General features: G+C 48.4%; 1 protein-coding gene. It reads left to right on the top strand.

The genetic code is table 11. The features are described from left to right. On the top strand, positions 1–1001 hold a 1001-nt coding region (locus tag HP548_RS00295), incomplete at both ends, for an extracellular solute-binding protein (RefSeq protein WP_175380576.1).

Consider the following 1001-nt stretch of genomic DNA (forward strand, 5'->3'; position numbering starts at 1 on the left):
GAATTTCTGGCTGGTGACAAGAACCAAAAGCTCGGCGTCATGATCGCCGGTGGAGATTATCCGGATCTGATCTCAGCCGATACCAAACTTACGGCAGCCGGTTCAGTCATTCCGCTTGAAGATCTGATTGAAGAACACGCGCCTAATTTGAAGAAGCATTACGAGAAGTACTGGAATCAAATGAAGGACCCGAATGATGGACACATTTACTACCTGCCAAACTACGGTGCATACAACGGCGAAGTGGCGGATACCTACTACAGCGGACCTGCCTTTTGGATCCAAAAAGCCGTGTTGAAAGAGTTCGGTTATCCGACACCGAAGACACTGGACGAATACTTTGACTTGATCGCGAAATACAAGGAAAAGTATCCAACCATTGACGGCAAACCGACAGTCGGTTTCGAGGTCTTGAACTATGATTGGAAAAACTGGGGCTTGCTGAATCCGCCGCAGCATTTGATCGGTCATCCGAATGATGGTGGTGTGGTCGTCAACGACGGCAAGGCAGAGATCTTTGCGGACAAGGATTATGCCAAGACGTACTATCAGAAACTAAATGAAATCAATGCACAAGGCTTGCTGGATAAGGAAGCGTTTGCACAAAACTACGACCAATATATGGCCAAATTGTCCAGTGGGGCAGTACTCGGCATGTTCGACCAACACTGGAATTTCGGCAGCGCGGAAGATTCGCTCATAACGCAGGACAAAATTGAACGCACTTATGTGGGGTTCCCGCTCGTGTATGACAGCAGCACCAAAGACTATTATCGTGATCGCGCAGCGCTTAACCTGAACAATGGCATCGGTATTACCGTGAGTGCCAAAGACCCTGTGAAAATCATTAAAGCACTCGACAAGCTCATGGAAGAAGATTGGCAAAAGACACTCACTTGGGGCATTCAGGATGAAGACTATTACGTCAATGACGAAGGCCGTTTCATGAAAACCCAAGAGCAGCGCGACAATGCCGCAGATGCGGCCTGGAAACTGGCCAA

The sequence above is a fragment of the Paenibacillus taichungensis genome, assembly GCF_013359905.1.
Classification (GTDB): domain Bacteria; phylum Bacillota; class Bacilli; order Paenibacillales; family Paenibacillaceae; genus Paenibacillus; species Paenibacillus taichungensis.